We start from the raw sequence: 13,149 nt of genomic DNA, 5'->3' as shown, positions 1-13,149 counted from the left end.
ATGTTTACTGCGCCTTGGTTGCCAGCAGTTGGCTCAGGGTCTGGTCCTTTTCGTGCCAGATCCCGTTCAACCACTGTTGAAACTCTTGTTGGAACTCGGGGTCATTGAAGTAATCCCCCACCAGTTTGCGGTCGATCGGCAAATAGCGGATCTGAACCTTGATTTGCCCGACCCTGCCACACATGAAATCCCAGTAACTGGGAATGCCGTCCGGGTAGGCGATGGTGACATCCACCAGTTGATGCAACTGGTCACCCATGGCGGCCAGAGTAAAGGCGATGCCGCCTGCGCGCGGATGGAGCAGGTGACGATAGGGCGAACCCTGCTTCTGATGTTTGCCCTTGGTGAAGCGGGTGCCTTCGACGAAGTTCATCACACTCACTGGAATGTGGCGGAACCGGGCACAGGCTTTACGGGTTGTTTCTATGTCTTTTCCCTTCAGATGGGGATGCTTTTCCAGAAATTTCCTGGAATACCGCCGCATGAAGGGGAAGTCGAGCGCCCACCATGCCAGACCGAGAAAAGGTACCCAAATCAGCTCTTTCTTGAGGAAAAACTTCAGGAAGGGGATTTTTTGGTTAAAAACACGCTGCAGTACCAGTATGTCGACCCAGGATTGATGGTTGGCAATCACCATATACCACTCATTCCGGCGCCCTTTGTCCACTCCGACCACCTCGAAAGGGGTTTTGATGATGGTTTTCTGGATCAGATTGTTGAAACCGATCCAGCAGCTGGCACAGCCATCCAGCAGCCAGTTGCAGAGAGTGCGCCACCCCTTGAGTGGGAGCAGAAGTTTGAGCAGACCCAGCGAGAAGATGGGGACAAACCAGAAGAGGGTGTTGAAAAAATAGAGCAGGGTGGAGAGGCTGCCGCGCAGTCGCTCTATCAGCTTGTTGGGCATGAGTCGGGTCCGTCTTGCTGTCGATAAAGGGCCATCAAGTGGTCAGATCTGTGGCCATAATATCAGCCGATTGCCCGCGAGACCATTCAGAGCCGTTACGGGGTTGGACTCACCCTTGCCCGTCAGTCAGCTGCTGCGCAGCCGCGACAGCAGTCTATCCATGGCGCGATAGCCGAGCGCCTCGATAAGATGCTCCTTGCCGATGGCGGGTTGCCCGGTCAGATCGGCGATGGTGCGCGACACCCGTAAAATGCGGTGCCAGGCCCTGATACTGAGCCCCAGCTTCTGGATGGCATTCTCCAAGAATTCGGCATCTTGCGTTGATAGTCGGCAAATATCCTCAATTTCGCGGCTATCCAGCAGGTTGTTGAGCTTGCCGTTGCGACTCAGCATGCGCTCCCGTGCCGCCAGTACCCGATCGCGGATCTGCTGGCTAGACTCCCCTCGCTCCGCCTTGCCGGTCAGGCTCCCCTTGGGCAGCAGTGGCACCTCCACTGTCAGGTCGAAGCGGTCGAGAAAGGGGCCGGAGAGTTTGCCGAGGTAGCGCAAGATCTGATCCGGGCTGGAGCGGGTCTGGCCATCGCCATAGTGGCCACAGGGGCTGGGATTCATGGCGCCCACCAGCTGGAAGCGAGCGGGAAAATCCACCTGCCGAGCGGCCCGGCTGATGGAGATGTGGCCCGTCTCCAGCGGCTCGCGCAGGGAGTCGAGCACCTTGCGCTCGAATTCGGGTAGCTCGTCGAGAAAAAGCACTCCGTTGTGGGCCAGAGAAATTTCGCCGGGCCGCGGATGGCTGCCACCGCCCACCAGAGCGACTGATGAAGCGCTGTGGTGGGGGGTGCGATAGGGTCTGTGGTGCCAGTGACCGACACGTGGGGTGAGGCCGCCGATGGAGTGGATGGCGGCGGTCTGCTGCGCCTCCTGTTCGCTCAGTGGTGGCAGAATGCCGGGCAATCGGCTGGCCAACATGCTCTTGCCGGTGCCGGGCGGGCCGATGAACAGCAGGTTGTGGCTGCCGGCGGCAGCGATTTCCAGCGCCCGCTTGGCCTGTGACTGGCCGATCACATCCTGCAGATCCGGTACATCGGGCAGGCTCTCCGCGCTTTGTTGATCCGGCAGTGGCAGCTCGTACTGGCCGGCCAGCCAGGCGGTGACGGCCAGCAATTGGTGAGCGGTGCGCACCTCGGCATCCTGAATGAGGGAGGCTTCGGGGCCGTTCTCTCGCGGCACCAGCAGGGTGCGCCCCGCATCCCGGCAGGCGAGCACGGCGGGCAGCACGCCGAGTACGGGGCGAATTTCGCCGGTCAGAGCCAACTCGCCTAAAAATTCGTGATCGAGCAGGTATTTTGCAGGGATTTGTTTTGAAGCGGCGAGGATGGCGATGGCGATGGCCAGATCGAAACGGCCCCCCTCCTTGGGTAGATCGGCGGGGGCCAGATTGACTGTGATGTGTTTGCTCGGGAACTCGAAGTTGCCGTTGAGCAGGGCGCTGCGAACCCGATCCCGCGACTCCTTCACCGAGGTTTCCGGCAGGCCGACCATGTTGAAGGCGGGCAGGCCGTTGGAGAGGTGAACTTCCACTGTAACTTGCGGAGCCGCGATCCCGAGGCTGGCACGGCTATAAACCACAGCTAATGACATAAATCCCGTCCTTGAGTTGATATATGTTCTGACTAACTGCTTGTTGTTGGTTTTTTATTCCAGAGTTCCGGCTGAGGAATAGCCAAAATCAGTGGGTTGTCACAGAAAAAAGGCTTGCCCAATAAAAATCACCGTGCTAGTTCTAATAGCCATTCGCGGTAGAAACCGCCCCAATTTCACAGGATTTCCGGTTGTAACTATGAACATGGCCTCCCGTTTCGTCAGCATTATTGTGGTCCTAGTGGTGATTATTATCTCACCGCTCGGGGCTCGTTTAGCTGCACGGAACAAGGGATAGACCCACCACCGGACAGAACGAAACAAGCGACCCCCGAGCCTCACAGCCCGGGGGTTTTTTTTCGACCAGAGGACAGGATTTTCCACATGAACGGCGCGCAGTTTTTGGTACAGGCTCTCAAGAAACAGGGTGTGACCCAGGTGTTTGGTTACCCGGGCGGAGCCATCATGCCTGTCTACGATGCCCTGTATGACGGTGGTCTGGCCCATCAGCTCTGTCGCCACGAGCAGGGTGCCGCCATGGCGGCGGTCGGTTATGCCCGCGCCTCTGGTCAGGTGGGCGTCTGCATCGCCACCTCCGGCCCCGGCGCTACCAATCTGGTGACCGGTCTGGCGGAGGCGCTGCTAGATTCGGTGCCGCTGGTGGCCATCAGTGGTCAGGTGCCCTGTGCCGCCATCGGTACCGATGCGTTTCAGGAGGTCGACGTGCTCGGCATGTCCCTCTCCTGTACCAAGCACTCCTTTATGGTGACTGATGCCGCCGATCTGGGGCGAGTGCTGGCAGAAGCTTTCGCCATCGCCACCGAAGGGCGCCCCGGACCAGTGCTGATCGATCTGCCCAAGGATGTGCAACTTGCTGCCGTGCCTGCCCAGAGCCCGCTGTTTGCGGTGGAAGAGCCGGAGGCGCTCAATCCCTCGGAGCTGACCACAGCCCGTACTCTGATCGCTGCCGCCGAGCGCCCGGTGCTCTACGTTGGCGGTGGGGTGGGTATGGCCAATGCCGAGCAGCAGCTGCGCGACTTTGCTGCCTCCACCGGCATGCCAGCGGTCACCACCCTCAAGGGGATCGGTGCGCTTGACCCCGACAGCCCCGTTTATCTGGGCATGCTCGGCATGCACGGCACCAAGGCCGCCAACTACGCGGTGCAGCAGTGCGATCTGCTGCTGGTGGTGGGCGCCCGTTTCGATGATCGGGTGACCGGCAAGCTGGAGGAGTTTGCCCCCAAGGCCAAGGTGATCCATCTCGATGTGGATGCCGCCGAGTTCGGCAAGCGCCGCGCCGCCGAGGTGGGTATCACCACGGATCTCAAGCAGGTGCTGCCGCGCCTCGCCATGACTCTAGACATCGCCCCCTGGCGTGAACACTGCGCCGCCATGGCCCGCGAATATGCGTTTCGCTACGACCATCCGGGTCAGGCCATCTATGCCCCGGCCCTGCTCAAGCAGCTCTCTGCCCGGCTGCCTGAGAGCAGCGTGGTAGCCTGTGACGTCGGTCAGCACCAGATGTGGGTGGCCCAGCACATGCGTTTCACCAGCCCACGCAACCACCTCTCCAGCGCCGGTCTCGGCACCATGGGGTTCGGTCTGCCCGCCGCCATCGGCGCCAAGATGTCGCGCCCGGAGGATGAAGTGGTGCTGGTAAGCGGTGACGGCTCTTTCATGATGAACGTGCAGGAGCTCGGCACCATCCGCCGCGCTCAGCTCAAGGTGAAGATGGTGCTGCTGGATAATCAGCGTCTCGGCATGGTGCGCCAGTGGCAGGAGCTGTTTTTCGACGGCCGCTATAGCGAGACCATCCTCTCCGACAACCCCGATTTCGTCGCCCTGGCTGCCGCTTTCGGCATTGCGGGTGAGACCATCACATGCAAGGAGCAGATAGCCGGCGCCCTCGATCGCCTGCTGGCAAGCGAAAGCGCCTATTTGCTGCATGTGGCTATTTCAGAGGAAGAAAACGTCTGGCCCCTGGTTCCGCCGGGAGTCGCCAACCACCAGATGATGGAGCAACGCCCATGAACCCGCACACCCTTGCACAGCCAGCATTTGCACAACACACCCTGCATATCCACGCCCAGCCCAGACCGGAAGTGATGGAGCGGGTGCTGCGGGTGGTGCGTCACCGCGGCTTCAATCTCTGTGCCTTGAATATGGAGCAGGATTGCCAACAGCTGCGGATCACGGTTACTGTCGAGTCGGTGCGTCCCATCCAGCAGTTGTGGAGCCAGCTGGTGAAGTTGGTGGACGTCTCCCGGGTCGATGCACTGGAACAGCAACCCCGGATCAGAGCTTAAGGAGCCAAGCCAATGTCACAGCCTTCCCAATCCGCCACTCACCCGCAATACATCTGGTTCAACGGCAAACTGGTGCCCTGGCCGGATGCCCATGTGCATGTGATGAGCCACGCCCTGCACTACGGCTCCTCGGTGTTCGAGGGGGTACGCGCCTACGACACCCCCAAGGGCACCTGCATCTTCCGTCTGCAGGAGCACACCCGCCGCCTGTTCGACTCCGCCAAGATCTACTGGATGGACGTCCCTTACAGCGAGTCCGAAGTGAATGAAGCCTGCCGCACCGTGGTGCGCGAGAACGGCCTGAAGAGCGGCTACCTGCACCCGCTGGCCTTTGTCGGCAACGTGGGGCTGGGGCTGCATCCGCCGCTGGATGCCAAGGCTGACCTGATGGTGGCTGCCCTGCCGTGGGGCGCCTATCTGGGGGAAGAGGGACTGAAAAACGGGGTGGATGTCTGCGTCACCTCATGGAACCGGCTCGCTCCCAACACCATCCCCACCGGCGCCAAGGCGGGGGGCAACTATTTGTCCTCCCAGCTGATCAGCCGCGAGGCCAAGCGCAACGGCTTTGCCGAAGGGTTGGCGCTGGATGTGAACGGCTATCTGAGCGAAGGGGCGGGGGAGAACCTGTTCCTGGTGAAGAACGGCGTACTGTTCACCCCGCCCGCTACCGCGGCCATCCTGCCCGGCATCACCCGCGACACCATCATGACGCTCGCGCGTGACTTGGGTTACGAGGTGCGCGAGCAGGCGTTGCCCCGCGAGGCGCTCTATGTTGCAGACGAGATCTTCATGACCGGCACCGCCGCCGAGGTGACCCCGGTGCGCTCCGTCGATCGGATGAAGGTGGGCGCTGGCAGCCGTGGCCCGGTGACGGAGCGGCTGCAAAACGCCTTCTTCGGCCTGTTTAACGGCCAGACCGAGGACAAGTGGGGCTGGCTGACGCCCGTCAACGACTGATAAGAGAGGGGAGGCGCTGTGCCTCCCCGAGTCGCTTCCGGTGAGCGCTTCCCATAGGAGTCTTCACCAGGATCGATTCCGATCCACTCGTATCATCACCGCATAACGCATCGAGCCCATATGGGCATTCAGGGAGTAGAGACAATGCCGAAGTTGAGATCCGCCACCACCACCCACGGACGTAACATGGCCGGGGCCCGCGCCCTGTGGCGTGCCACCGGAATGACCGATCAGGATTTCGGCAAACCCATCATCGCCGTGGTCAACTCCTTCACCCAGTTCGTACCGGGTCACGTCCACCTCAAGGATCTGGGTCAGCTGGTGGCGCGGGAGATCGAAGCCGCCGGCGGCGTCGCCAAGGAGTTCAACACCATCGCCGTGGATGACGGTATCGCCATGGGCCACGGCGGCATGCTTTACTCCCTGCCGTCGCGCGAGCTGATCGCCGACTCGGTGGAGTACATGGTCAATGCCCACTGCGCCGACGCCATGGTCTGCATCTCCAACTGCGACAAGATCACCCCGGGGATGCTGATGGCGGCCTTGCGCATTAACATCCCGGTGATCTTTGTCTCCGGCGGCCCGATGGAAGCGGGCAAGACCAAGCTCTCCGACCAGATCATCAAACTGGATCTGGTGGATGCCATGATCCAGGGGGCCGACCCCAAGGTCTCCGATGCCCAGAGCGAACAGGTGGAGCGCAGTGCCTGCCCCACCTGTGGCTCCTGCTCCGGCATGTTCACCGCCAACTCCATGAACTGTCTGACCGAGGCGCTGGGTCTCTCCCAGCCGGGCAACGGCTCCATGCTGGCGACTCACGCCGATCGTGAGCAGCTGTTCAAGCTGGCGGGTCAGCGCATCGTGACTTTGGCCAAGCGCTGGTATGAGCAGGATGACGAGACCGCTCTGCCGCGCAATATCGCCACCAAGGCGGCGTTCGAGAATGCCATGGCGCTCGACATCGCCATGGGCGGCTCTACCAATACCGTGCTGCACCTGTTGGCGGCGGCGCAGGAGGCTGGCGTCGACTTCACCATGGCCGATATCGACCGCATGTCGCGCAAGGTGCCCCAGCTCTGCAAGGTGGCGCCCTCCACCCAGAAGTACCATATGGAAGATGTGCACCGCGCCGGTGGCGTAGTCGCCATTCTGGGCCAGCTGGAAAAAGCGGGACTGGTGCATGGTGATACCCGTACCGTGCTGGGTTGCTCCCTCGTCGAACAGCTCGATGAATATGACGTCAGCCGCCAGCCGAGTCAGGAGGTGGTGGACTTCTACCGCGCTGGCCCGGCCGGGATCCGCACCACCAAGGCGTTCAGCCAGGATTGCCGCTGGCCAGAGCTGGATCTCGACAGAGCCGAAGGCTGCATCCGCTCGCTGGACAACGCCTACAGCCAGGAGGGCGGCCTGGCGGTGCTCTCAGGCAACCTCGCGGTCAACGGCGCCATCGTCAAGACTGCCGGAGTGGATGAGGAGAACCTCACTTTCCGTGGCCCGGCCCGGGTATTCGAGAGTCAGGAGAGCGCGGTGAACGGCATCCTCGACGGTACCGTGAAAGCGGGCGAGGTGGTGGTGATCCGCTACGAAGGACCGAAAGGGGGCCCAGGCATGCAGGAGATGCTCTACCCCACCACCTATCTCAAGTCCATGGGCCTCGGCAAGGCGTGTGCCCTGATCACCGATGGTCGCTTCTCCGGCGGAACCTCGGGCCTCTCCATCGGCCACGTATCGCCAGAGGCCGCCTCTGGTGGCACCATAGGTCTGGTGGAGGATGGTGACATCATCAGCATCAACATTCCGGCCCGCAGCATGGTGCTGGAGGTGGCCGACAGCGTGCTGGCTGCCCGCCGTGTCGCCGTAGAGGCTCGGGGCTGGAAGCCGCTCGACCGTCAGCGTCAGGTCTCCTTTGCCCTGCGCGCCTATGCGATGTTCGCCACCAGCGCCGACAAGGGCGCGGTGCGCGATCGCTCGATGCTGGGGGAATAAATCATGGTCTCTGCGGCGGATTATCTACGCAAGGTGTTGCTCTCCCCCGTCTATGAGGTGGCGCGGGTGACCCCTTTGCAAACCCTGAAGAAACTCTCTGAGCGGCTCGGCAACCACGTCAGCCTGAAGCGGGAGGATCTGCAACCGGTCCACTCCTTCAAGCTGCGCGGTGCCTACCACAAGATCGCCACCCTGACCGAGGAGCAGAAGGCGCGCGGCGTCATCGCCGCCTCCGCCGGCAACCACGCGCAGGGGGTCGCCCTGTCGGCCGCCAAGCTCGGCATCAAGGCGATCATCGTGATGCCCAAGACCACGCCGGACATCAAGATCGACGCGGTACGTCGGCAGGGCGGCAACGTCATGCTGTTTGGCAACAGTTTCGACGAGGCCTACGGCGAGAGCCGCCGCCTCGCTGAATTGGAAGGCTACACCCTGATCCCGCCGTTTGACGACGTCGAGGTGATCGCCGGGCAGGGTACCATCGGCAAGGAGCTGCTGGAGCAGGATACCCACCTCACTCACGTCTTTGTGCCGGTGGGCGGTGGCGGGTTGGCAGCCGGGGTGGCGGTCTATATCAAACAGCTGTTGCCGGATGTGAAGGTGATCGGGGTGGAGGCGGAGGGCTCTGCCTGCCTCAAGGCCGCGCTGGCAGCGGGCGAGCCGGTCAATCTGGATCGCGTCTCCCTGTTTGCTGACGGTGTAGCGGTCAAGCGCATCGGCGAGGAGACCTTCCGCCTCTGCAACCAGTATCTGGACGAGGTGGTGACCGTCTCCAACGACCAGATCTGCGCCGCGCTCAAAGACATCTTCGATGACTGCCGCGCCATCGCCGAGCCGTCGGGGGCCCTGTCGCTGGCCGGCCTCAAGGCCTACAGCGAGCGGGAGCAGATCAAAGGGGGGCGGATGGCGGCCATTCTCTCCGGTGCCAACGTCAACTTCCACAGCCTGCGTTACGTGTCGGAGCGCTGCGAGATTGGCGAGAAGCGTGAGGGCATGCTGGCGGTGACCATTCCCGAGCGCAAGGGGGCCTTCCTCGACTTCTGCCGTCAGCTTGGCCCCCGCATGGTGACCGAGTTCAACTACCGCTACGCCGATGCCGAGCAGGCGTCGCTGTTCGTTTCGGTGCGCCTCACCGGCGGTGACGAGGAGCTCGGTCAGATCATCGATCAGCTCGGCGGCAACGGCTACCCGGTGGTCAACATGACCGAGAGCGAGCTGGCCAAGAACCACGTGCGCTACATGATTGGTGGCCGCCCGGCCCGGCCCCTCGGTGAGCGACTATACAGCTTCAAGTTCCCGGAGCAACCGGGGGCCCTGATGCGCTTTCTCGAGACCCTGGGCTGTCGCTGGAACATCAGCCTGTTCCACTACCGCAACCACGGTGCCGACTACGGCCGGGTGCTCTGCGCCTTCGAGCTGCCGGACGAGGACGTGGCCGCCTTCCACGACTACCTGCGCGAGATTGGCTACGGCTGGAAAGAGGTGAGCGACGACCCCGCCTACCGGCTGTTTCTGGCTAGTTGATGCTGCGATGAGGAGAGAGGGAGGCGTTGGCCTCCCTCTGTTTTTAGGCTGTAATTGGCCACTTCTGTCTGAGCCATTGAAAACCATAAGCCAGCGCCATCAGTAGCAGGGTGCCGGGCAGCACCGTTTGCCACAGGAAGGCTGGTTCTTGTCCTGTCATCAGGATCAGCAAGGGATTGGCGCCCGCTGGAGGGTGGATGAAATTCAGTCCCTGCATCAGGGCGATGGCCAGCCCGGTTGCCAGCGCCATCTGCACTTCTGCGGGGAGGGGAAGCATGCCGATCACCAGTCCGACGCAGGCCGTCAGCAGGTGACCACCCAGCACGTTTTTGGGGCGCGCCAGCGGACTATCTGGCAGGGAAAACAACAACACACAGCTGGCCCCGAAAGGTGCCATGACTAGCGCGACATGCCAGCTCAGATTGAGCCATCCCAATATGCCGATGGTGAGTGCGGCGCCCACACCTGCCCATAACGGGCCATACCATTTTGTCATCATGCTTTCCTCTTGGTTTGCCAGAACTGATTAGGCACATTAGGTAGACAGATCGGTGTACTTCAAGAGGAAAATCATGAGTGAGAAGCGTCAACAACTGGTGGCGACGGCCTACCGTCTGTTCAACCGTCATGGCTTTCATGCCACCGGCATAGATCGCATCTGGGCCGAGGCGGGGAGTACCAAGCGCACCCTCTATCGCCACTTCCCGACCAAGGATGCCTTGATTGAGGAGGTGCTGCTTGCTCGTGACCGGGAGTTCTTTGCCCTGCTTGACCAACGGCTGGCCGACGTGACCGGACGCGAAGATCGCCTGCAGGCGCTGTTTGACGGCTTTGCAGAGTGGTTTGGCCGCTCTGATTTCTATGGCTGCAACTTTATCAACGCCAGCGCCGAATTTGCCGACCCGCGTCATCCGGTGCGCAAGCTGGTGATGGCCCACAAGCAGGCGTTACTGGGCTGGGTGATAAACCAGCTCAACTGCTCTCTGGCACAGGCCACCGGGCTTTGCCTGCTGCTGGAGGGGGCGATCGTGATGGCCCACAGCTATCAACAGCCACTGGCGCTGGAGCAGGCCAGAATGCTGGCAAAGACCATTTTGGCCGACGATACCGCGATAATGCAGGCCGCTTCACACTCCTGAGCTGCTGGTCATTTGAGGCTGCGTGCGGATGGGATACCCTGAATAGCGGAGAGGCCGCCTGACGGCTTCACACAGGGAGAGTGCGCATTCAGGCGCCTAAACGACTTATTGCAGAGGCTGAACATGAATAAATCGATGCTTGCCGTGTTGGTCGGTGGATTGCTGGCTGCGGGCGCCGTGCAGGCGGCTGCTCAGGACAACACCTGGTATGCCGGTGGCAAGGCCGGTTGGTCGAACTATTACGGTGTTGATCACAACCAGTATGCCGAGGCGATTTCCCAATCCCTGGGCAATACCAGCGAGAACACGGATGATCTGGGGCTGGGCCTGTTCGCCGGTTACCAGCTCAACCCCAATCTGGGGTTTGAGCTGGGTTATGACTGGCTCGGTAAATATGAGGGCAAGGCGGGGAGTGGTAGCGATACCCTCAATACCGAAGCCAAAGGCCAGATGATTCAGGCCACCATGAAGATCAGCTTCCCGGCTACCAATGTGCTCGATCTTTATGGTCGACTGGGTGGTGCTTATGCCTGGACTGAAAGTGAACTCAGCTTCGCCAACGTCAGCGAGACCGGCAAGAAGCATGGTGCCGCCTTTGTCGGGGCGCTGGGTGCCGAATACACCATCGATCGTGACTGGGCTGCCCGTCTGGAGTACCAGTACACCACGCCGCTGGGCGATACCTCGCTCGATCGCTCCGGCATCGAGCTGGATAACGGTCTGATCTCGTTCGGTATGCTCTATCGCTTCGGCCAGCAAGGGGGCGAGGTCGTAGCACCGGCGCCCGCTCCTGCCGCAGCACCGGCCCCTGCAGTCGTAGTGGAACCCAAGACCTTCAGCCTGAGTTCCGATGTGCTGTTCGAGTTCAACAAGGCGACCCTGAAACCGGCCGCCAATCAAGCGCTCGATGCCCTGTTCAGCCAGATTGTGGCGGCCAATCCCAAGGATGGCGTCGCGACAGTGGTGGGTTATACCGACCGTATCGGCTCTGACAACTACAACCTGGCACTATCCGAGAAGCGGGCCCAGAGTGTGGCCAGTTATCTGGTATCCAAAGGCTTGTATGCTGACAAGGTGCGGGTCGAGGGGCGTGGCAAGGCCAATCCGGTCACTGGCAACAGTTGTGCCAGCAGTTCCAAGCAGGAGCTGATCGCCTGTCTGGCACCGGATCGCCGGGTTGAGATCAATCTGGAAGGGGTGTCCCAGCCCGCTCAATAAGCCGAGCGACGGGAGCGATAAACGAAAAACGAAAAACGGGAGGCCAGGCCTCCCGTTTTCTATGGCGTGCACTGCGATGCTGGACGTCAGAGCCCGAACAGCGGGCGCAGGCGAATACCGATCAGGCTGCCAGCGAGGGCCATCAGCATCCAGACCCAGCCGTGCAGGCTGCCGGACGCCGTGCCATCGAAGAAGCCGCCGAGGTTGCAGGCGGCGTACATGGCCCCCATCCCCATCAGCAGGCCGCCAATGATGGATGCCAGACTGTTGCCGATCCGCATCGGGGCGAAGTTACCGCCACCGTTCAGGCAGCGCGCCAGCATGGCCCCCAGAATGCCGAGCCAGAACATGCCGACCATGGGGTTGATAAAGAGCGGCTGGGCCAGTTTCGGGTTCCCCTCGAACAGGCCGAACAGGGAGGCACCGCGCAGCGCCATGTCATAGACGGCGCCGGTGATGGTCCAGGCCGAGCCGTGCAGGGCGACAACGGCAGAGTTGAGCAGGGCGATGATGATGCCGCCGGTCAGCACGGTGAAGCGGCCATCGCGCCAGAACAGGTTGCCGCCGCTGAAGAGGGGCTTGAGCTCGCCGGTGCGCTTGAGTTCGCTGTTGCGAAACAGCATGAACAGCACGGCAACCAGCGCCAGGTTGAGCAGCATGCCGCTCCAGATATTGCCGGTCAGATCCTTGGCCAGCACTACCTGGCTGGAGAAGGTGGCGGTCAGCTCGGGGCGGAACTGGTTGCTGATGAGGGTGCCGATGCCGTAGCAGATCAGCACCAGCCAGAAGCGGGGTTGCCCTTCGCCACAGCAGTAGAGCGTGCCGGTGGCGCAGACGCCTGCCAGCTGCATGCCGATGCCGAACAGGAAGGCGCCGACAATAAAGGGAATGCCGATAGCCATCACGTTGCCCACCATGGCATCGCCAAACAGGGCGTGGCTAAAGGAGAGGAAGCAGGTGAACAGCAGAATTTCGATGGCGATGGTGAGCAGGTGAACCCGCACGTAGTAGCTGTTGCGCTTGGTCAGCATTTCGCGCCAACCGAATACGATGCCGAAGCGGCTGAAGGAGAGGGTGAAGCCGAAGCCGAATCCGATCAGGGCCATCAGAGCCCATTTCATACCAAAGGTGTTGCCGAGCCAGAGTAACGCTCCCCCCGCGAGTGCCACGATGGGGAGCGACCATTTTCGAGTCATGTCAGTTGATCCTTGCAGTTGGTTTTTTAGAGGGGCGGATCCTATTCCCTCATGGAGTCCAATGCTACCCATTTTGCCAATGCAGAGAAAAAGGGGGGCGCTGACGCCCGTCAGCGCCCCGGATCAGTTGCGGGGGGTATCGAGATGGAAGTGGCGAGTCTGCTTGGTCAGGATGCGGGCGTGCTGGGCGACCATAGTCGCCTCTTCGGCATGGGTGGTCGCTGTCAGGAAGGGGTGGGTGGCGTAAACAAGAACCCCGGCCGATGAGCCGGGGTCGA

Annotated in this window: 12 protein-coding genes; 8 read left to right on the top strand and 4 right to left on the bottom strand. The window is 61.5% G+C overall.

All coding sequences use genetic code 11. The features are described 5' to 3' along the window. Positions 1-4: 4 nt before the first annotated feature. Both yihG and ACW5W8_RS10415 read right to left on the bottom strand, forming a co-directional pair. Positions 5-904 carry a 1-acylglycerol-3-phosphate O-acyltransferase, YihG family gene (gene yihG, locus ACW5W8_RS10420; protein WP_498627737.1) on the bottom strand — a complete coding sequence of 300 codons (900 nt, stop codon included), beginning with the start codon at positions 902-904 and terminating at the stop codon, positions 5-7. Between the two features lie 126 nt (positions 905-1,030). Next, on the bottom strand, positions 1,031-2,545 hold the full coding sequence (locus ACW5W8_RS10415; RefSeq protein WP_498627735.1) for a YifB family Mg chelatase-like AAA ATPase: 1,515 nt from the start codon (positions 2,543-2,545) through the stop codon (positions 1,031-1,033). Between the two features lie 384 nt (positions 2,546-2,929). Here ACW5W8_RS10415 and ilvG point away from each other — a divergent pair, with 384 nt between their 5' ends. From ilvG to ilvA, 5 genes are all read left to right on the top strand, one after another. Then, complete coding sequence (gene ilvG / locus ACW5W8_RS10410) at positions 2,930-4,576, top strand: acetolactate synthase 2 catalytic subunit (protein ID WP_498627734.1); 1,647 nt, start codon at positions 2,930-2,932, stop codon at positions 4,574-4,576. Further along, positions 4,573-4,851, top strand: a complete 279-nt coding sequence (gene ilvM, locus ACW5W8_RS10405; protein WP_005342011.1) for an acetolactate synthase 2 small subunit — start codon at positions 4,573-4,575, stop codon at positions 4,849-4,851. Before ilvG ends, ilvM begins: the two co-directional genes overlap by 4 nt. 12 nt (positions 4,852-4,863) lie before the next feature. Continuing rightward, positions 4,864-5,808, top strand: a complete 945-nt coding sequence (locus ACW5W8_RS10400; protein WP_498627731.1) for a branched-chain amino acid transaminase — start codon at positions 4,864-4,866, stop codon at positions 5,806-5,808. A 144-nt stretch (positions 5,809-5,952) separates the two neighbouring features. Further along, positions 5,953-7,794, top strand: a complete 1,842-nt coding sequence (gene ilvD / locus ACW5W8_RS10395; protein WP_421305951.1) for a dihydroxy-acid dehydratase — start codon at positions 5,953-5,955, stop codon at positions 7,792-7,794. 3 nt (positions 7,795-7,797) lie between these two features. Beyond that, positions 7,798-9,318, top strand: coding sequence for a threonine ammonia-lyase, biosynthetic (ilvA, locus tag ACW5W8_RS10390; protein ID WP_498627730.1), 1,521 nt, complete (start codon positions 7,798-7,800; stop codon positions 9,316-9,318). Positions 9,319-9,361: 43 nt separating this feature from the next. Here ilvA and ACW5W8_RS10385 read toward each other — a convergent pair whose 3' ends face one another. Then, a complete protein-coding gene (locus ACW5W8_RS10385) occupies positions 9,362-9,814 on the bottom strand; it encodes an HPP family protein (RefSeq protein WP_498627771.1) in 453 nt (150 codons plus the stop codon). 76 nt (positions 9,815-9,890) lie between these two features. On the opposite strand from ACW5W8_RS10385, the gene ACW5W8_RS10380 reads away from it, so the two are divergent. Together ACW5W8_RS10380 and ompA are read left to right on the top strand one after the other, a co-directional pair. After that, the gene (locus ACW5W8_RS10380; protein WP_498627728.1) at positions 9,891-10,457 is read left to right on the top strand and encodes a TetR/AcrR family transcriptional regulator; all 567 of its coding nucleotides are present in this window, start codon (positions 9,891-9,893) and stop codon (positions 10,455-10,457) included. A gap of 123 nt (positions 10,458-10,580) precedes the next feature. Next, positions 10,581-11,675, top strand: coding sequence for a porin OmpA (gene ompA, locus ACW5W8_RS10375; protein ID WP_498627727.1), 1,095 nt, complete (start codon positions 10,581-10,583; stop codon positions 11,673-11,675). Positions 11,676-11,761: 86 nt separating this feature from the next. Here the strand turns inward: ompA and ACW5W8_RS10370 are convergent, their stop codons facing one another. Beyond that, positions 11,762-12,871, bottom strand: a complete 1,110-nt coding sequence (locus tag ACW5W8_RS10370; protein ID WP_498627726.1) for a YeeE/YedE thiosulfate transporter family protein — start codon at positions 12,869-12,871, stop codon at positions 11,762-11,764. Positions 12,872-12,922: 51 nt separating this feature from the next. On the opposite strand from ACW5W8_RS10370, the gene ACW5W8_RS10365 reads away from it, so the two are divergent. Next, on the top strand, positions 12,923-13,138 hold the full coding sequence (locus tag ACW5W8_RS10365; protein WP_498627725.1) for a hypothetical protein: 216 nt from the start codon (positions 12,923-12,925) through the stop codon (positions 13,136-13,138). The last annotated feature ends 11 nt before the right edge of the window (positions 13,139-13,149 follow it).

Source organism: Aeromonas aquatilis (assembly GCF_054052405.1).
The sequence above is the reverse complement of the archived record's forward strand: the minus strand, read 5'-3'. Positions and strand labels throughout refer to the sequence as shown.